Here is a 16,780-nt window from a genome sequence, read left to right as displayed (position 1 = left end):
TCCCTATCCGTACGCGTCGGTGACGCAGTCGGCGGCGCACCGCCCGTGCTCGAAGCGGCGGCGGAGCGCCGCCGCCGCGTGCCGGCGCTCCACTCCCGCGTAGCCGTACCGGTCCTCGGTCATCCGCATCACCGCCTCGACGGTGACGATCGCCGGTTCGCCCTCGCCGGCGGACCGGCGGGCCGCCGCGATCACGTGGTCGGCCGCCCGCTGGAGGTCCCGGGCGTACGCGCGCTGGGCGACGGACCGCGCCCGCGAGGCCGCGAACGGCCGCACGGACCGGCCCTTCCAGACCATGCCGGCGGTGATGAGACCCGCGCCGAGCAGGACGACGAGCACCCCCACGACGGCATCGGGGTCCCACCTCATCGCCGGCCGCCTTCCCCCTGGACCCGCGGGTCCTGTCCGAGCCTCCGAGTCTAGGGGCCGGGGCCCGCCCCTCCCCGTGTTGACACGTGTAAGTAAGCGGTGACAGGCTCCTTTCCTCGGCCCCGTGTGCCCGCGCAGAAGGAGCAGCACCCATGAGCACCGTCGTCACCACCGCCCGAGGACCCGTGCGCGGCGAGCGCCGTGCGGACGGCAGTCTGCGGTTCCTGGGCATCCCGTACGCGCAGCCGCCGGTGGGTGATCTCCGCTTCGCCGCTCCGGTGCCGCCGGAGGCGTGGTCGGAGCCGCTGGACGCGACGGCGTACGGGCCGACGGCGCAGCGGCGTCCGTTCGCGGAGGTCACGACGATTCCGGAGCCGTCGATCCCGGGTGCCGGGGTGCTGAACCTGAACGTGTTCACGCCGGAGGCGGACCCGGAGGCCGGGCTGCCGGTCCTGGTCTGGATCCACGGCGGGGGCTACGTGGCGGGGTCGGCCGCCAGCCCCTGGTACGACGGGGCCGCGTTCAACCGGGACGGGGTCGTGCTCGTCTCGGTCGGTTACCGCCTCGGCGTCGAGGGGTTCCTGCACCTGGAGGGCGCGCCCGACAACCGGGGGGTGCGGGACTGGATAGCGGCCCTGGAGTGGGTGCGGGACAACATCGCCGCCTTCGGCGGCGACCCCGCCAAGGTCACCGTCGCCGGCCAGTCGGCGGGCGGCGGCGCCGTGCAGACCCTGCTCGCCGTCCCCTCGGCGCAGGGACTCTTCCGGGGCGCGCTCTCCGTCTCCGGTGCCGTCATGCGGCCCGACGGGCCCGAGGTCGCCCGTGCCGCGGCCCGCCTGTTCACCTCCCGTACCGGCGTCCCGGCGACCGTCGCCGCCCTGCGCGACCTGACCGACGACGAGCTCCTCGACCTCCAGGACCGCCTGGGCGAGCCCGGACCCGACCGCGAGGGCCTGCCGCCGATGCTGGCCCTCGCCCCCTTCGCCGACGGCGAGCTGATCCCCGTACCCGTGCTCGACGCCCTGACGAGCGGCGAGGCGGGCGCCGACGTGCCCCTGATGCTCGGCTTCACCGAGGACGAGTTCTCGATGTTCCCCGCGCCCGGCCCCGACGGCCCGCCGCTGCCCGTCCTCCTCGGCGGGCTCGGCCTGGACCCCGCCAGGGCCGGGGCCTTCGCCGAGGCGTACGCCGCGGGCGGCGAGGAGCGGTACTTCGGCCAGGCCCTGACGGACACCGTCTTCCGCGCCCCGAACCTCGCCGTCGCGGACGCCCGCGCCGCGCGGGAACGGCCCACCTGGTTCTACGAGTTCCGCTGGCAGTCGCCCGCCCTCGGCCTCGCCTTCCACTGCCTGGACCTGCCCTTCGCCTTCGACCTCCTCGACGCCGAGGGCGTCACGGCCGTCGCTGGGGACGAGCCGCCGCGCGCGCTCGCCGACGCCATGCACCGGGCCTGGGTCGCCTTCGTCACCGACCAGGACCCGGGCGCCGACTGGCCGCGCTACACCTCCACCGAGCGCGCCACGAAGATCTGGGACGCGGAGCCCCGGGTCGACTCGGACCCCGTGCGGAGGGTCCGCGCGCTCTGGCTCGACTGAGCCGGGCGGCCTCCCCGGGACCGTGTCACACGTTCTTCATGCGCCGTGCATGGTCCCGCGGGGCGGGTGCGCCGATGATCGACTGACGTCCAAGGTCCGTACCAGGGACCGCTGTTCGGACGACGTCGTCCATCGCCCCCGCAGCCTCCCCAAGGAGCCCCGACATGTCCAGCCGCCGCCGCTTCCTCGCCGGGTCCGCCGCCACGCTCGGCCTCGGGGCCCTGCCCGCGACCGGCGCCGCCGGGACCGCGGTGGCCCAGGCAGCGGCGGCGGTCCCGGAGGACACCACCCGCCCGCCGAACCTGGTCGTCGTCCTCGCCGACGACCTCGGGTACGGGGAGCTCGGCGCGTACGGCCAGAAGCTCATCGCCACCCCGCGCATCGACGGACTCGCCGCCGAGGGACTGCGGTTCACCGACGCGTACTCGGCGGCGGCCGTCTGCGCCCCCTCCCGCTGCTCGCTCCTCACCGGCCTACACACCGGTCACGCGACCGTCCGCGCCAACCCGTCCGGGGCGCAGGGTTCCCTCACCGCCTCCGACACCACCTTCGCCGAGGTGCTCAGGGCCCGCGGCTACCGCACCGGCGTCATCGGGAAGTGGGGCTTCGGGCCGGAGAGCGCCGGCCAGGACAGCCATCCCAACGCCCGTGGCTTCGAGGAGTTCCACGGCTACATCGACCACACCCACGCCCACCAGTACTACCCGGCGTACCTGTGGCACAACGGCGTCAAGGAACCGATCCCCGCCAACGAGAACGGCGCCCGGGGCGTGTACGCGCCGGACCTGCTGCGGCAGCGGGCGCTCGACTTCCTCGACCGGCACGCCGCCGAGCCGTTCCTCCTGCTGCTCACCCCGACCGTCCCGCACGCCCCCAGCGACATCCCCGACACCGGCGCCTACGCCTCCCGCAGCTGGACCGCGGCCAACAAGGGGCACGCCGCACAGGTGAGCCTCTTCGACTCCCTCGTCGGCGACGTCGTCGAACGGCTCCGCGCCCTCGGCCTGGAGGACGACACCGTCCTCCTCGTCACCAGCGACAACGGCCCCCACGAGGAGGGCGGGGTCAACCCCGACCTGTTCGACGCGAACGGGCCGCTGCGCGGATACAAGCGCAATCTGTACGAGGGCGGCATCCGCGTCCCCCTCGTCGCCTGGGGCCCCGGCCGCGTCACGCCCGGCACCAGCGACCGCCCCACCCCGCTCACCGACCTCCTCCCCACCCTCGCCGAACTCGGTGGCGCGCCCGCCCCGTCGGACGTCGACGGACTGTCCGCCGCGCCCCTCCTGACCGGCGGGGGAGCGGCCGTCGCCCGCCACGACCACCTGTACTGGTTCCGCGACGAGCGGGGCGTCACCTCCCGCGCCGACGCCCAGGACGAGCAGCGCTCCACCTGGCTCGCCGAAGCGCTCCGCAGGGACCGGTGGAAGGCGGTCAGGTTCGCCCCCGTACGCGACCACGCCCTGCCCGACGACCAGTGGCAGGTCGAGCTGTACGACCTCGCCACCGACCTCGGCGAGACCTCCGACCTCGCCGCCCGCCACCCCGCCCGGGCCGCCGAGCTCGTCGCCCTGATGCGCTCCTCCTGGCAGGACCCGTACCCCCGCGCCGCCTTCGGCGCGACGCTGGCGGTGCCGTCGCTCGCCGTGCCGGGACAGGCGTTCACCGCGACCGCCACGCTCGCCAACGGCGCTTGCAAGGCCTGGAGTTCCGCCGCCCTCACCCTGCGCGCCCCCGCCGGGTGGACCGTGCGCGCCACCACGGCCACCACCGCCGGGCAGCTCGCCCCCGGCGCGCGGCTCGCCGCCACCTGGCAGGTCACCCCGCCCGACGACGCCCCGACGGCCACCCCGTGGACGCTGACCGCCGAGGGCACCGCCCTCGCCCCGGGCGGCCCCGTGCGGTACGCCGCGGACGGCACCGTCACCACCCCGCCCCCGGCGCCCGTCCGGGACAGCTACCTCTCCGACCTGCCCTGGATCCGTGCCGTCAACGGCTGGGGGCCCGTCGAACGCGACACCTCCAACGGGAAGAACGCCGCCGGGGACGGCACCCCGATCGCCTTCGGCGGCACCACCTACCCCAAGGGCCTCGGCGTCCACGCGTACAGCGACATCGCCTTCCACCTCGGCGGCGTCGGCGACCGGTTCACCGCCCTGGTCGGCATCGACGACTTCTCGGCCCGCCAGAGCTCCGCCGGAGCCACCCGCGCCACCGTCTACGGGGACGACCGGATCCTCCTCACCACCCCCACCCTGACGGCCGCCACCGGCCCCGTGCCGGTGGACGTCGACGTCCGGGGCGTCCGCGTCCTGCGCCTGGAGGTCACCGACGCCAACAACAAGACCTCCTTCGACCACACCTCCTGGGCCCTGGCCCGCGTCACGGTCGGGTAGACCGGGGACGGACCGGGGACCGCTCAGGAGGCCTCGTCCCCGGCCGCGGCGGTCTGGCCGAGCGTGTGGCCGCTGCGCGCCGAGCGGGCCCTTCTCGGGTCCGGGCCGCCGCCGGTGCCGGCCCGCTCGTCGTCGTGCTTGACGAGCAGCCACGCCTCCCGGTCCCCGTCGTCGCCGGTGCGGATGCGGGTGAGCGAGTACCCGCCGTGCAGCTTCCGGCCGTCGAGCCGGAACGAGGCGTGGCCCCGCTCCAGGGCCTCGCCCATCGGCAGGGCGTCGTCGTGGCGGTCGGTGGACAGGTTGCGGTACGTGCCCTCGTCCCAGACGATCACGGTCCCCGCTCCGTACTCGCCGGCCGCGATCACCCCTTCGAAATCCCGGTACTCCAGCGGATGGTCCTCGGTCGGCATCGCGAGGCGCCGGTCGTGCGGGTCGGCGGACGGGCCCTTCGGGACCGCCCAGGACTTCAGCACCCCGTCCACCTCGAGCCGGAAGTCGAAGTGCATGGCGGTCGCGTCATGGATCTGCACGACGAAGCAGGGCCGGTCGCCGGGCCTGCCGCGGGTCCCGCCCTTCGGCTCGGTCGTCCTGGAGAAGTCGCGCCGGCGGCGGTACGTCGCCAGCGTCTGCCGGGCGGTCATGGCCACCTCCTCGGGTGTCCGGGCCCGTGCCGATCAGGGGCCGAGCCGGCGGAGACGGGCCGCGGCCGCCGTGAGCGAGCGGGGCCGCGGCGCCGGGCTCCAGGGGTTCTCCTTGCGGAGCCGCTCCGCGTCGGCGAGGGTCCACCGGCGGGCGCCGAGGTCCGGATCCTCCACGTCGTCCCAGGTGAGCGGGGCCGCGACGGGAGCACCGGGGCGGGCCCGTACCGCATAGGGCGCGACGGCGGTCTGCCCGTAGCCGTTGCGCTGGACGTCCAGATACAGCCGCCCCGCCCTGGCCTTCTTCCGCGCCTCGGTGGTGAGCCGGCCGGGGTGCCGGCCGGCGAGGACGGCGGCGACGTCCGAGGCGAAGGCGCGTACGTCGTCGAAGGGCGCGCGCCGGTCGAGCGGGACGAGGACGTGCAGGCCGCGCGAGCCGGTGGTCATCGCCAGGGAGGGCAGTTCCAGCTCGTCGAGCAGCCCGTGGAGCCACCGCGCGGCCTCCCGTACCCGGGAGAAGTCGTCGTCGGGCGGGTCGAGGTCGAAGACCAGCCGGTCGGGGTGGTCGGGCCGGTCGGCCCGGGAGAGCCACCGGTGGAGGGTCACGCAGGCCTGGTCGGCGAGGAGGACGAGGGTGGCCGTGTCCTGGCACAGGACGTACGTGACGGTGCCGCCCTCCTTGGGCAGTTCGGCGCGGTGGACCCGGTCGGGGAAGTGTTCGGGGATCTCCTTCTGCAGGAAACCCCGGCCGCCGGTGCCGTCCGGGTGCCGCTCCAGCATCAGGGGCCGGCCGCGCAGCTGCGGCAGCATCCGCGGGGCCACCGTGCGGTAGTACGCCGCCAGGTCGGCCTTGGTGATGCCGTCCTCCGCGAAGAGCACCTTCTCCGGCCTGCTGACCGTGACGGAGTGCCGTCCCGTCCCGCGCTCGCCTCGTGGGGTCACACTGCGCGGCTTCCCGCTTCCGGGGCCCCCATGCATCCCCGTGCACGCCGCTCCGGGCGGCTCAGGGCCACACGGTGCGCAGGCGCTCGTGGTGTGCCGCGAGCCAGGTGGAGAAGGACTGCAGGGCCGGGTTCAGGGCGCGTACGGCCGCCAGGTCGCGGGCCGCCGTGACGCGCTCCTCGCAGTCGGCGTAGTACTGGAACATGTTCCCCGTCTCGTCCGCGCCGGGGAAACCCTGGGCCCGGAACTCGTCGGGGGTCAGCGGGCGGTACCGGACCGGTTCGCCGAGGGTCCCGGTGAGCGCGGCCGCCATGTCGGCGACCCTGAGGTGTTCTCCGGCGATGCCGACCGTGGCACCGATGAGGTCCGTACCGCGCCGCAGGACGGCCAGCGCCGTCCGGCCGATGTCCGCGACGGCGATGCCGGAGAGCCGGTGCTCGCCCATCGGGAGGACCAGCCGGAGCGCGCCGTCCTCGCCGCGCCGGGCGGCGAAGGGGCCGAACAGGTTCTCCCAGTAGAAGGTGGTGCGCAGGAAGGTCGTCGGGACGCCCTCCTCGGTGAAGTACCGGTCCGCCTCGGCCTTGCCGTCGAAGTGCGGCACCTTGTAGTGCCCCTGGAGGGTGGGCATCCGGTCGTCGTCGAGCGGGATGCACGCGCGCGTGTCCTCCAGGGTGGACCAGATCGCGTGCCGGACCCCCGCGTGGGCGGCGGCCCTGGCCAGCGCGCGGGCCTGCGCCTTCTCCCGTTCGGCGGACATGTGCTCCCAGAAGGGGGTGACCAGGTAGGCGCCGTAGGCGTGCGCGAAGGCCGGGGCGAGGCCGGCCGGGTCGTCCATGTCGGCCCGGACGATGTCGGTGACGCCGATGCGCCGCAGTTCCCGGGCGGGCTCGCCCTCGGGGTGGCGGGTGACGGCCCGCACCGCGAACTCCTGATCGTTCTCGGCCAGGACGGCGCGCACGAGGGAGCCTCCCTGGCTGCCGGTCGCCCCGATCACTGTGATGATCTTCCTGTCGGCCATGACTCGTCCCGCCTCGCAGCCCGGCTCCACGCTCCACCGTTCGGCACCTGCCCGCGGTGCACCTCCTCATGCGCCGGAATCCCGCCCTAGGCCGTCTCTTTCGGATCTTGCCGGTTAAGCCCGCGGCGTCTGGTGCCATGCATCGCAAGGCGGAGGGTCGCCCGATTACTGGACGTCCTTGGGCGGGCCCGACAACGCGGCGAGGTGCGGTGCCAGACGCCGCGGGTCAGGCAAGATCCGGAAGAGACGGCCTAGGCGCCGGAGCACGTCGCTAGCATCGCGCTCAGCACACCGCACCCGCCACGGACGGATCGGAACGCCCATGCTGAAGGAATTCGCCGAGCTCTCCACGCCGCTGATCGCCGACGCCTGTGTACGGCTCGGGGAACCGCTGCGGACCGCGCCTGCCGGGATCCTGCCCGTCGTCCCCGGACAGCGGGTCGCCGGACGGGTGCTGCCCGCCCGCCACTACGGAAGCGTCGACGTCTTCCTGGAGGCCTTCACGCGGGCCGAACCCGGCGACGTCCTCGTCATCGACAACGCCGGCCGACGCGACGAGGCCTGCATCGGCGACCTCGCCGTCCTGGAGGCCGAGGCGGCGGGCGTCGCCGGCGTCGTCGTGTGGGGGCTGCACCGGGACACCCCGGACCTGGTGGAGATCGGACTGCCCGTGTTCTCGTACGGACGCCACGCGCCCGGCCCCGTGCGCCTCGACGACCGGGACCCGGACGCGCTGACCACCGCGCGGTTCGGCGACCACGAGGCGACCGCCGCCGATGTGGTGTTCGGCGACGACGACGGCGTGCTCTTCGTGGCGGCCGACCGCGCGGACGCCGTCCTGGAAGCCGCCCGGGCCCTCTTCCGCACCGAGCGGGAGCAGGCCCGCCGGATCAGGGCGGGGGAGACCCTGCGCACGCAGACCCGGTTCGACGAGTACCTCGCGGGCCGCGCCGAGGACCCCTCGTACACCTTCCGCCGTCATCTGCGCCGGATCGGCGGCGCGATCGAGGAGTGACGGGCGGTCCGCGGTCCGGCCGGTCAGCCCTCGAAGCCGACCGTGCCGTCCGGCAGGATCGCCTCCACGCGCGCGCCGTGCTCCACGGTCCGGCTGACCGTGCAGAACTTCTCGTGCGTCAGGCGCACCCCGCGGGCGAACACCTCGGCCGCCTTCGGGTTGTTGTCCGGCAGGTCGAACTCGTAGCTCACCCGGATCCGGCCCAGGCGCCCGTCGTCCTCGGGCCCCGACACCGACTCCACCACGATCCTCAGGTCGTCGTGGTCCACGGCCCGCGCCGTCCGGTCGATGACGAGGCCGCCGCAGCCGCCCATCGCCGCGAGCAGCAACTCCACCGGGGTGAACGAGGGCTGGGCGTCCGCGTCGTCGGCGGCGGCCATCCGGACCTCCGCGCCCCGGTCGTTGCGGGCGGTCCAGTTCCGGTACCCGGTGCGGACGGTCTCGATCCGGTAGTCGGCCATGGCGGCGAAGCTCCTTCGTTCACGTGCGTGTCCTCGTACGGTACGCGCCGGGCACGCGCGCGTCGGCGCGGGCGTGGACGACGGCGCCCCAGGCCTCGGACACGGCTCCCCAGACCGTACGGAGTTCCCCCTCCGCCTCCCGTACCGACGCGACCGTGGCCGCCGGGTCGATGCCCGCCGAGCGGAGGTGCCCGTCGTCGGCGGCCGCCCAGGCCGTGAGCGTGTCCGCGTCCGCCTCCGGATGGAACTGCAGCGCCCAGCCCACGCTCCCCGCGCGGAACGCCTGGTACGGGCAGTCGTCCCCGGTCAGCAGCGGTACGGCCCCGGCCGGGAGGCGGTCCACCTCGTCCCAGTGCCACTGCGCCGCCGGGGCGCCGTCCGGAACCGCGCCGAGCACCGGATCGCCCTCGGCGGCCGGCAGCCTCCGCAGGGGTACGGCCCCCACCTCGGGGCCCTGGGCCCGCCGTGCGACCGAACCGCCCAGGGCGTGGGCGACGATCTGGCCGCCCAGACATATCCCGAGCAGCGGTATCTCCCCCGCCACGGCCTCGCGGACGAGCGTACGGACCCGGGGCAGCCACGGCGCGGCCCCGTCGTCCTCGCAGTTGACGGACCCGCCGAGGACGAGGAGTCCCGCGTGGCCGTCGAGGCTCTCCGGGAGCGGCTCGCCCTTCCAGGCGCGGATCACGTCGAGCCGGAGCCCGGTCCGTACGAGGTGCTCGCCGACCAGGCCCGGACCGGCGTCCTCCTCGTGCTGCACCACCAGCACCGCCGGCCCCGTCTCCTGCGTCTCCGTCGTCACGGTCGCCCCGCCTCCTGTGCGTCCCCGGGAACGCCCAGGCGCGTTCGCCCTCCCGAGGATCGCCGAAGCGGAGCCGGTGCGGGAGCCCCTGGGGACGCGTGCGTGGGTGCATCTGAGTAGCGCGGTACGGGCAGCTGAGTACGCCGACCGATCCGGCGGGCCGCCGCCCGCTGCTGGACTGGGGCCATGACCTTCGACGCCCGGCGCGCCCGCCGCCTCCAGCACGTCACCGCCACCGGCTCGGCCCTCGCGGTGGCCCTCGGCCCGCTGGTTCTCGGCGCGCTGCTCGCCAGGTCGGTCGGAGGGGACCCGATGGCCTCGGTCAACGCCCTGATCGCGGGCGGCGGCCAACGCGCCCGCATCTCTCCCGCCCACCTCCGCTCGGGCGCCCGCCTGCGGCCCGGCACCCGCCTGCGGCCCGGCAGACTGCCCGCACGCCGCCGTGCGTCAGTCGCGCGGCCTGCGCGCCAGGAGGAAGGCCTGCGGGGTGCTCTCCGCGGGGTCCGGCTCGCGTACCAGCCGGGCCGACTCGACAAGGCCCGCCGCGGACAGGAGGTCCGCGAGACGGTCGGGTGACCAGCGGTACACGTCGAGGGCGACCTCGTGCCCGTACGCCCGCTCCAGACGTACCCGCTCGTCACCCACCTTGAAGGCGACGAGGGCGTGGCCGCCGGGCGCGAGGACGCGGTGGAACTCGGCGAAGGAGGCGGCGAGTTCGGTCTGGGGCATGTGCACCGTCGAGTACCAGGAGAGGACCCCGCCGAGCGAGGCGTCGGGCAGGTCGAGCGCGGTCATCGACCCCACCTCGAAGCGCAGCCCCGGGTAGGTGTCCCGGGCCACCGTGATCATCCCCGGAGACAGGTCCACGCCGAAGGCGTCGGCGCCGAGGTCCCGCAGATGGGAGGTCACCCGCCCCGTCCCGCACCCGAGGTCGCCGATCGTGCGCGGCCCGCCCGCCGCCTCCACCTTCTCCACGAAGCCGGCGATCACCGCCCGGTCCAGCGGTGTCGCCGCCAACTGGTCGGCGAGCAGCCGCTCGTAGTCGACGGCGACGGTGTCGTAGGAGCGTCGGGTGGCGGTGATGTGCGCGGCTTCGGTCATGACGGGACCCTAGGGCAGCGTCCGCGCCACGGTGTCCGCGCAGGACGTCCCCACAAGACGTCCACCTCCGAACGGCTCCCGGAGGTCACCCACATGCGCGATGATCGTCGCCACTGAGAATACTCGGCGGTAGCAGGCCGGGTCCACGGCGAAAGGGCACACCGAATGGCGAGGCGGCACCCCGCGCGGGACGAGCACCACACGAGCACCGGGGACGGACGTCCGGACGAACGCGGCATCGGACGGCGTCGGTTCCTCGGGTACGTCCTGGCCGCGCCCACCCTGACCGTCGCCGCCCAGCTCGGCGCCGAGGCCCTCGCCCCGCGGCAGGCCGCCGCGGCGCCGGCGCTCATCCCCTCGCTGCCGGGACCGGCCGAACTCCTCGACCTCAACGAGCTGCTCACCCTCGCCGCGCTGCCCACCAGCGACCTCATCACCATCCGGATCGACACCGACGGCACGGCCCACTTCGCGCTGCCCCGCGCCGAGGTCGGCCAGGGCGTCACCACCTCCAGCGCCATGATCGTCGCGGAGGAGCTCGACCTCCCCCTCGACAAGGTGAAGGTCACCCTCGCCGACGCCCGCCCCGAGCTGCTCTTCAACCAGCTCACCGGCGGCTCCAACACCACCTACTCCACCTACACCCCGATCCGGGTCGCCGCCGCCCTCGCCCGGGCCCGGCTGCTGCACGCCGCCTCCCTCGTCCTCGGCGACGCCGTCGAGACCCTCACCACGAAGGCCGGCACCGTCCTCTCCCCGGCCGGTGCGCTGCTCGGCTACGGCGAACTGGCCGTGAAGGCCGCCGCCGTCACCGACGCGGCCGTGGAGGTCACGCTCAAGGACCCGGACCGCTTCCGCGTCATCGGCACCGCACAGCGCCGCGTGGACGCCCTCGAAGCGGTCACCGGGCGCAAGAAGTTCGCCATGGACCTCCAGGTCCCGGACGCGCTGCCCACCATGGTCTGCCGTCCTCCCACCATCAACGGCACGGTCCGCTCCGTCGCCAACCTCGCCGAGGTCCGGGCCATGCCCGGCATCACCGACGTCGTCACCGTCTCCACCGGCGTCGCCGTCCGCGGCCGGACCTTCGGCCAGTGCGTCGACGCCGTCCGCGCCCTCCGCGTCGACTGGGGACCCGGCACCGCCGAGGGCGCCTCCGACGCCACGATCCTGGAGAAGCTCCGCCGGGCCGAACTCCCGCTCGTCGTCCCGCCGCTGCCGCTCCTCACCAAGGCCGTCGACGCCCGCTTCACCTTCCACTTCGCCAGCAACGCCGCCCTGGAGACCAACTGCGCGATCGCCGACGTGCGGAAGGACTCCGCCGAGATCTGGGCCTCGCTCAAGGCGCCGATCGTCGCCCAGGAGCAGATCGCCCTCAAGCTCGGCCTGCCGCCCACCGCCGTCCGCGTCCACGTCACGGAGGGCGGCGGCTCCTTCGGCCGCAAGCTGTTCTCCGACGCCGCCCACGAGGCCGCCGAGATCTCGAAGGCCCTCGGCAAGCCGGTGAAGCTGATGTGGCACCGTACCGACGACTTCCGGCAGGGCCGTACGCACCCGATGTCCACCTCCCGGGTCCGGGCCACCTACTCGCTCGGCGAGGTCCTCACGTACGAGCAGCGCCACACCTCCGTGGCCACCGACTTCGGACACGGCGTCGGCGAGGTCCTCACGGCGGAGGCGGCCCGGCTGCCCGTCGCCGACGCCACCTTCTCCGAGACGATGTTCCAGCTCACCCAGATCAGCCCGTACCACCTCGGCGTCACCACCCAGCTCCTCGCCGAGACCGACAAGGGCTTCAACACCGGCTCCATGCGGAACATCTACTCGCCCAACGTCCGCTGCGCCCAGGAACTCGTCATGGACGAACTGGCCCGGCGGACGGGCCAGGACGGGTACGCGATGCGACGCCGGCTCGTGAAGGACGCACGGGCCCGCGCCGTCCTCGACAAGGTCGCCGAGGTGGGGGAGTGGGGCCGGAGCATGCCGGCCGGCACGGGCCAGGGCATCGCCGTGCACACCGAGTACCACTCGGCCGTCGCGATCCTCGCCGAGATCGACTGCCGGCCCGAGACCACCGGGCGGAAGATCCCCGGCGCGTACACCGGACCGCGCGTGACGAAGATCGTCTGTGCCGTCGACGTCGGCCTCGCGGTCAACCCGCGCGGCCTGGAGGCCCAGATGATGGGCGGCATCGCCGACGGCATCGCCATCACCCTGACCTCCGGACTCCACCTGAGCGACGGACACTTCCTCGAAGGCAGCTGGGACCAGTACTTCTACACCCGGCAGTGGAACACCCCGCCCGAGCTGGAGATCATCGTGATGCCCCCGAGCGGCGACAAGCCGGGCGGGGCCGGCGAGCTGGCGGTCGCCGGCGCGATGGCCGCCGTGGCCTGCGCCTACGGCCGGGCCACCGGCAGGATGCCGACGGTCTTCCCCGTCAACCACGCCGAGCCGCTCGCCTTCACGCCCCTGCCGACCGTCCCGCCCGTCCCGGCCTCGCCCACCGACGGCCGCGACCGCACCATCTGAGACCTGGAGCCCCCGTGCCGCAGCACACCTTCATCCTGAACGGCAAGGCCGTCACCACCGACGTCGAGGGCGACGTCCGGCTCCTCTGGGTCCTCCGGGACGTCCTGGGCGTCACCGGCCCCAAGTACGGCTGCGGGGTCGGCGTCTGCCGGGCCTGTACGAGCCACCTCAACGGCAAGGCGTTCACGCCCTGCGCCGTCCGCGTCGACGACGTGGCCCCGACCGACGAGATCACCACCATCGAGGGCCTCCCCGACACCGTCGGCGCCGAGCTCCATCCGATGCAGGAGGCCTGGCTCGACCTCGACGTCGCCCAGTGCGGCTTCTGCCAGCCGGGCCAGATCATGGCCGCGGTCGCCACCGTCCGCCGGGCGCGCGAGGCCGGGCGCGAGGTCACCGAGGCCGACCTCGACACCATCCGCAACATCTGCCGCTGCGGCACCTACCACCGCATCCGGCAGGCCGTCCTGGAGGGTGCCCGCCGGATGACGTGACAGGTGACGGCGTGGGATTGGTTCGCACCACGAAGGTATTCTTGCCGTATGGCGAGAGACGACGGCGGGAAGATGAGCGTGGTCACCGCGCTGGTGCGCGGCGCGTTCCTCGTGAACGCGGTCTACGCGGAGTCGGGCAGGGAGTACGGGCTGACGCCGCAGCAGGGCCAGCTGCTGTGCGTCCTGATGCCGGGCCCGTCCGGGATGGGCGAGCTCGGCACCAAGCTGGGGCTCGCCAAGTCCAGCCTGAGCGGCCTCGTCGACCGGACCGCCCGCCTCGGCTTCGTGCGCCGCGAACCGGACCCGGAGGACGGGCGGGCCGTGCGGGTGGCGCTCACCGGGGACGGCGCGCGCGTCGCCGAGGACTTCTACACCGAGACCTGCCGCCGCATCGAGGAACTGCCCTCCGGCCTCGAAGCCCCCGAACGCGAACAGCTGGCGGGCCTGCTCGGCCGGGTCGTCCAGGACAACGAGGTCCCGGTGGTCTTCGTCGACCCGTCGTGAGCCGCAGGCCCGGGCCGGCCGCACTGCGGGTCCGGGGCTGAGCTGCGCGTCCGGGCCAAGGCCGGGCGCTGTCCCTGAGCCGCGCGTCCGGGCCGGAGCTGCACGCTCCGGCCTGAGCCGGGCGCTGGGCCTGTGCCTTGCCCCGGCGTGAGCCGCGCGGTGGGCCTGCGCCGCGCGCCCCGGCGCCGACGCATGCCGTGGGCCCGGCGCCGGCGCACGCCGCGGGCCGAGCCCCGTTCCGCCCCGCAGGGTCAGGGCGTCGACTGGAGCAGGGCCAGGGTGGACTCCAGCTCCTGGCGGGTCAGCCGGGCGGCCTCCTCAGGGTCGCCCGCCTCCACCGCCCGGACCACGTCCGCATGGGCGTCCTCCCCGTGCCGGAGGTCGGTGCCCCGCAGCCCGAGCAGATCGAGCAGCTCGATCAGGCCCTCGCGGAGCACCGGCGCGAACTCCCCGAACAGGTCCGTCAGGACGGGGTTGCGCGCCGCGGCCACGACCGCCGCGTGCAGCGCGATGTCGGCGTCGACGAAGGCCGCGTCGTCGCCCTCGGCGGCCGCCACCCGCCCCGCCAGCGCCTCCCGCATCGCCGTCACGTCCTCCTGGGTCCGCCGCTCCGCCGCGAGCCGCGCCGCCTCCACCTCGACCAGCATCCGCACCTCGTACACGTCCGTCACCGCCGCCCTGCGCAGCCGGGCCGGCCAGTCCTCCGTCGGCCGGGTCGCGATCACGAAGACGCCCGCGCCCTGCCGGGGCTGGACGAGACCCGCGCCCGTCAGGGCCCGCAGCGCCTCGCGGACCGTGGAGCGCCCCACGCCCAGCTCCTTGGCGAGCGTCGTCTCCCCGGGGAGCTTGGTGCCGACCGGCCAGTGGCCGCTGACGATCTGTTCGCGGAGCCGCTCGGCGGCCTGTTCGACCAAGGGGCTGGGGCGTAGGGCACCGAGCGACATGGGGTCACCTGATTCTCTGCTGGTCCGGTGTTTCTCCGGCGGCCGGAGGTTCTGCGGAGGTCCGGACCGTCGGGCGCGTTCCCCGGATCGCGGGGGACGCTGCGGAGGAATCTACCCGAACTTGTCTGAGGAGTACTTGTCTGAGGAGCTGAGGAGTGGTTACGGTACCCGCCATGATCCACAATCCCCAGCGCCCCAGCCCCATGCCGTACCACCGCTACCGCCCCTTCCAGGACCGCGTCCACGTCCCCGAGTTCGACCGGCAGTGGCCCACCGCCCGTCTGGAGCGGGCCCCGCTCTGGGTCCCCGTCGACCTCCGCGACGGCAACCAGGCACTGGCCGAGCCCATGGACACCGACCGCAAGCGCCGCTTCTTCCAGCTGCTGGTCCGCACCGGCTTCAAGGAGATCGAGGTCGGCTACCCCTCCGCCAGCCGCGCCGACTTCGACTTCGTCCGCCACCTCGCCGACCTCGTCGCCTCCGGGGCCGTCCCCGAGGACGTCACCCCCGTCGTCTTCACCCCGGCCCGCCCCGAACTCATCGAGCGCACCTTCGAGTCCCTCGACGGCCTGCCCCGCGCCGTCGTCCACCTCTACATCGCGACCTCGCCGGTCTGGCGCGACACCGTCCTCGGCCGCGACCGCGCCGAGGTCCGCCGCACCGTCCACGAGGCCGCCACCCTGATGGCCCGGCTCGCCGAGGCCCGCCCCGGCGCCGACATCCGCTTCCAGTTCTCCCCGGAGACCTTCAACCTCACCGAACCGGACTACGTCCTGGAGCTCTGCGACGGCCTGACCGAGCTGTGGGACGCGAGCCCGGACCGGCCGGTCACGCACAACCTGCCCGCGACCGTCGAGATCTCCACCCCCAACGTGTACGCCGACCAGATCGAGTACGTGCACCGTCACCTCGCCCGCCGCGACTCCGTGATCCTCTCCGTCCACCCGCACAACGACCGCGGCACCGGCGTGGCCTGCGCCGAACTCGCCGTCCTCGCCGGCGCCCAACGCGTCGAGGGCTGCCTCTTCGGCAACGGCGAACGGACGGGCAACGTCGATCTGGTGACCCTCGCCCTCAACCTCTACGCCCAGGGCGTCGACCCCATGCTCGACCTCTCCGACATCGACGCCGTCCGCGACGTCGTCGAGTACTGCAACCGGATCCCCGTCCACCCCCGCCACCCCTACGCGGGCGACCTCGTCCACACCGCCTTCTCCGGCACCCACCAGGACGCCATCAGCAAGGGCCTCGCCCGGCACGCCAAGGACGCCGCCGAGGCCGGGATCCCGCCGGAGCTCGCCCCCTGGAACGTGCCGTACCTGCCGCTCGACCCCGCCGACCTGGGCCGCGGCTACGAGGCCGTCATCCGCGTCAACTCCCAGTCAGGCAAGGGCGGAGTCGCCCATCTGCTCCGCACCCACCACGGCCTCGACCTGCCCGAGCGGATGCGTCCGGACGTCTCCCGGGCCGTCCAGGCGGTGACCGACGACAGCGGTCGCGAGGCCACGCCCGAGGACCTCCGCGCGATCTTCCGCAGGGACTACCTGGAGCCCGGCCGGGGCGCCGGCCCCATCGCCCTGGAGTCCTGGAGCACCGACCGCGACACGGCGGGCGAACACCGCTTCACCTGCGTCCTGCGCGTCGGCGACCGCACCGCACCGGCCGAGGGCAAGGGCAACGGACCGCTCTCCGCCCTCGCCGACGCCCTCACCCGGGCCGAAGTCCCCGTCGACGTCCTCGCCTTCACCGAGCACGCCGTCACCACCGGCAGCGCGGGCGAGGCCGCCGCCTACGCCGAGTGCCGGGTCGGGGAGCGCACCGCCTGGGGCGCGGGCCTGGACACCTCCGTCCTCACCGCCTCGGTCCAGGCCGTCCTCTCCGCCGTGAACCGGGCGTACGAGGCGTGAGCCGGTCCCGGGGCGTGGCCATGCCCGAACCCCCGGCCCCTGCTGCGTGATCCACGGTCGGC

General features: G+C 74.3%; 15 protein-coding genes. 7 read left to right on the top strand and 8 right to left on the bottom strand.

Features of this window, described 5'->3' with window-relative positions; translation table 11 throughout:
* Nucleotides 1-3: 3 nt before the first annotated feature.
* The gene (locus AB5J54_RS03695) at nt 4-369 is read right to left on the bottom strand and encodes a hypothetical protein (RefSeq protein WP_369142420.1); all 366 of its coding nucleotides are present in this window, start codon (nt 367-369) and stop codon (nt 4-6) included.
* Between the two features lie 152 nt (nt 370-521).
* Here AB5J54_RS03695 and AB5J54_RS03690 point away from each other — a divergent pair, with 152 nt between their 5' ends.
* Both AB5J54_RS03690 and AB5J54_RS03685 read left to right on the top strand, forming a co-directional pair.
* Nucleotides 522-1,964: a carboxylesterase/lipase family protein gene (locus AB5J54_RS03690; RefSeq protein ID WP_369142419.1), complete on the top strand. Its 1,443-nt coding sequence runs from the start codon at nt 522-524 to the stop codon at nt 1,962-1,964.
* Nucleotides 1,965-2,128: 164 nt separating this feature from the next.
* Nucleotides 2,129-4,360, top strand: a complete 2,232-nt coding sequence (locus tag AB5J54_RS03685; RefSeq protein WP_369142418.1) for a sulfatase-like hydrolase/transferase — start codon at nt 2,129-2,131, stop codon at nt 4,358-4,360.
* Nucleotides 4,361-4,383: 23 nt separating this feature from the next.
* On the opposite strand, the gene AB5J54_RS03680 is transcribed toward AB5J54_RS03685, so the two are convergent.
* From AB5J54_RS03680 to AB5J54_RS03670, 3 genes are read right to left on the bottom strand one after another with little or no spacing between them, the layout of a single operon-like run.
* The gene (locus AB5J54_RS03680) at nt 4,384-5,001 is read right to left on the bottom strand and encodes a DNA polymerase ligase N-terminal domain-containing protein (protein ID WP_369142417.1); all 618 of its coding nucleotides are present in this window, start codon (nt 4,999-5,001) and stop codon (nt 4,384-4,386) included.
* Nucleotides 5,002-5,034: 33 nt separating this feature from the next.
* The gene (gene ligD / locus AB5J54_RS03675) at nt 5,035-5,976 is read right to left on the bottom strand and encodes a non-homologous end-joining DNA ligase (RefSeq protein ID WP_369142416.1); all 942 of its coding nucleotides are present in this window, start codon (nt 5,974-5,976) and stop codon (nt 5,035-5,037) included.
* Nucleotides 5,977-6,001: 25 nt separating this feature from the next.
* Nucleotides 6,002-6,958, bottom strand: coding sequence for an NmrA/HSCARG family protein (locus tag AB5J54_RS03670; RefSeq protein WP_369142415.1), 957 nt, complete (start codon nt 6,956-6,958; stop codon nt 6,002-6,004).
* Nucleotides 6,959-7,280: 322 nt separating this feature from the next.
* Here AB5J54_RS03670 and AB5J54_RS03665 point away from each other — a divergent pair, with 322 nt between their 5' ends.
* Nucleotides 7,281-7,973 (top strand): RraA family protein, encoded by a 693-nt coding sequence (locus AB5J54_RS03665; RefSeq protein WP_369142414.1) that lies wholly within the window; start codon nt 7,281-7,283, stop codon nt 7,971-7,973.
* Nucleotides 7,974-7,996: 23 nt separating this feature from the next.
* Here the strand turns inward: AB5J54_RS03665 and AB5J54_RS03660 are convergent, their stop codons facing one another.
* From AB5J54_RS03660 to AB5J54_RS03650, 3 genes are all read right to left on the bottom strand, one after another.
* Nucleotides 7,997-8,434, bottom strand: a complete 438-nt coding sequence (locus tag AB5J54_RS03660) for an OsmC family protein (RefSeq protein WP_369142413.1) — start codon at nt 8,432-8,434, stop codon at nt 7,997-7,999.
* A gap of 19 nt (nt 8,435-8,453) precedes the next feature.
* The gene (locus AB5J54_RS03655) at nt 8,454-9,236 is read right to left on the bottom strand and encodes a type 1 glutamine amidotransferase (RefSeq protein WP_369142412.1); all 783 of its coding nucleotides are present in this window, start codon (nt 9,234-9,236) and stop codon (nt 8,454-8,456) included.
* A 447-nt stretch (nt 9,237-9,683) separates the two neighbouring features.
* Nucleotides 9,684-10,337 carry a class I SAM-dependent methyltransferase gene (locus tag AB5J54_RS03650; protein WP_369142411.1) on the bottom strand — a complete coding sequence of 218 codons (654 nt, stop codon included), beginning with the start codon at nt 10,335-10,337 and terminating at the stop codon, nt 9,684-9,686.
* Nucleotides 10,338-10,502: 165 nt separating this feature from the next.
* On the opposite strand from AB5J54_RS03650, the gene AB5J54_RS03645 reads away from it, so the two are divergent.
* The 3 genes from AB5J54_RS03645 to AB5J54_RS03635 all read left to right on the top strand — a co-directional run bounded on the left by AB5J54_RS03645 (nt 10,503) and on the right by AB5J54_RS03635 (nt 13,867).
* Nucleotides 10,503-12,869 carry a molybdopterin cofactor-binding domain-containing protein gene (locus tag AB5J54_RS03645; RefSeq protein ID WP_369142410.1) on the top strand — a complete coding sequence of 789 codons (2,367 nt, stop codon included), beginning with the start codon at nt 10,503-10,505 and terminating at the stop codon, nt 12,867-12,869.
* A 14-nt stretch (nt 12,870-12,883) separates the two neighbouring features.
* Complete coding sequence (locus AB5J54_RS03640; protein WP_369142409.1) at nt 12,884-13,363, top strand: (2Fe-2S)-binding protein; 480 nt, start codon at nt 12,884-12,886, stop codon at nt 13,361-13,363.
* A 72-nt stretch (nt 13,364-13,435) separates the two neighbouring features.
* Entirely contained in the window at nt 13,436-13,867 is a 432-nt protein-coding gene (locus AB5J54_RS03635; RefSeq protein ID WP_369149203.1) for a MarR family winged helix-turn-helix transcriptional regulator, read from the top strand.
* 251 nt (nt 13,868-14,118) lie between these two features.
* Here the strand turns inward: AB5J54_RS03635 and AB5J54_RS03630 are convergent, their stop codons facing one another.
* Nucleotides 14,119-14,811 (bottom strand): FadR/GntR family transcriptional regulator, encoded by a 693-nt coding sequence (locus tag AB5J54_RS03630; protein ID WP_369142408.1) that lies wholly within the window; start codon nt 14,809-14,811, stop codon nt 14,119-14,121.
* A 173-nt stretch (nt 14,812-14,984) separates the two neighbouring features.
* Here AB5J54_RS03630 and leuA point away from each other — a divergent pair, with 173 nt between their 5' ends.
* Entirely contained in the window at nt 14,985-16,718 is a 1,734-nt protein-coding gene (leuA, locus tag AB5J54_RS03625; protein ID WP_369142407.1) for a 2-isopropylmalate synthase, read from the top strand.
* Nucleotides 16,719-16,780 lie beyond the last annotated feature (62 nt).

This window comes from Streptomyces sp. R44 (genome assembly GCF_041053105.1).
Taxonomy (GTDB): domain Bacteria; phylum Actinomycetota; class Actinomycetes; order Streptomycetales; family Streptomycetaceae; genus Streptomyces.
Note: the sequence above shows the minus strand (reverse complement) of the source record. Positions and strands in the feature narration are given on the sequence as shown.

Bases quoted from the DNA above. Each gene is read 5' to 3' on its own strand.
- AB5J54_RS03695 (WP_369142420.1), bottom strand. From the start codon at position 369: ATGAGGTGGGACCCCGATGCCGTCGTGGGGGTGCTCGTCGTCCTGCTC.
- leuA (WP_369142407.1), top strand. From the start codon at position 14,985: ATGATCCACAATCCCCAGCGCCCCAGCCCCATGCCGTACCACCGCTAC.
- ligD (WP_369142416.1), bottom strand. From the start codon at position 5,976: ATGCATGGGGGCCCCGGAAGCGGGAAGCCGCGCAGTGTGACCCCACGA.
- AB5J54_RS03680 (WP_369142417.1), bottom strand. From the start codon at position 5,001: ATGACCGCCCGGCAGACGCTGGCGACGTACCGCCGCCGGCGCGACTTC.
- AB5J54_RS03685 (WP_369142418.1), top strand. From the start codon at position 2,129: ATGTCCAGCCGCCGCCGCTTCCTCGCCGGGTCCGCCGCCACGCTCGGC.
- AB5J54_RS03665 (WP_369142414.1), top strand. From the start codon at position 7,281: ATGCTGAAGGAATTCGCCGAGCTCTCCACGCCGCTGATCGCCGACGCC.
- AB5J54_RS03650 (WP_369142411.1), bottom strand. From the start codon at position 10,337: ATGACCGAAGCCGCGCACATCACCGCCACCCGACGCTCCTACGACACC.
- AB5J54_RS03630 (WP_369142408.1), bottom strand. From the start codon at position 14,811: ATGTCGCTCGGTGCCCTACGCCCCAGCCCCTTGGTCGAACAGGCCGCC.
- AB5J54_RS03660 (WP_369142413.1), bottom strand. From the start codon at position 8,434: ATGGCCGACTACCGGATCGAGACCGTCCGCACCGGGTACCGGAACTGG.
- AB5J54_RS03635 (WP_369149203.1), top strand. From the start codon at position 13,436: ATGAGCGTGGTCACCGCGCTGGTGCGCGGCGCGTTCCTCGTGAACGCG.
- AB5J54_RS03670 (WP_369142415.1), bottom strand. From the start codon at position 6,958: ATGGCCGACAGGAAGATCATCACAGTGATCGGGGCGACCGGCAGCCAG.
- AB5J54_RS03645 (WP_369142410.1), top strand. From the start codon at position 10,503: ATGGCGAGGCGGCACCCCGCGCGGGACGAGCACCACACGAGCACCGGG.
- AB5J54_RS03690 (WP_369142419.1), top strand. From the start codon at position 522: ATGAGCACCGTCGTCACCACCGCCCGAGGACCCGTGCGCGGCGAGCGC.